1 protein-coding gene is annotated in these 453 nt (G+C 68.0%); it reads left to right on the forward strand.

Annotated elements, in window-relative coordinates; all coding sequences use genetic code 11:
- Positions 1–207: 207 nt before the first annotated feature.
- Positions 208–453 (forward strand): TadE/TadG family type IV pilus assembly protein (locus ACOADB_RS26810; RefSeq protein WP_378606236.1); only part of this gene is annotated, 246 nt, incomplete at its 3' end.

Consider the following 453-nt stretch of genomic DNA (forward strand, 5'->3'; position numbering starts at 1 on the left):
GGTGGGCGCGACGTGCGGGCGGCCGAGACTGGTCGGTTGAGCGTCTCGAGAGGCACTAGTCAGAACGAACTACGCCGCCTGCTTCGACCGGGCACAATGACCCGGGATCGGTTCCGTCGTTGTACAGAAGACGATTAGGGTGTGCCCAACGCCATTCGGGGGGCGTCATGGGAGCGATGGCGGGGAGGCCGGCCGATGAGGCGTTTTGTGTCCTGGGGGTTCGCTCGTGCGCGCCGTGACGTGCGAGGTGCCGCGGCGGTCGAGTTCGCCCTGATCCTTCCCATCCTGCTGATCCTTGTGTTCGGCATCGTCAACTACGGCGACATGCTGAGCGTGCGCCAGTCGGTGAGCCAGGCGGCCTCGGAGGGCGCGCGTGCGGCCGCGGTCAACCCCGGCGACAACGCAGCGAAGATCGCGGCAGGTCGCAAGGCCGTCGACGCCGCTCTCGACGCC

Origin of the sequence: Nocardioides sp. CPCC 206348 (assembly GCF_048654705.1) — a bacterium.
Lineage (GTDB): Bacteria > Actinomycetota > Actinomycetes > Propionibacteriales > Nocardioidaceae > Nocardioides.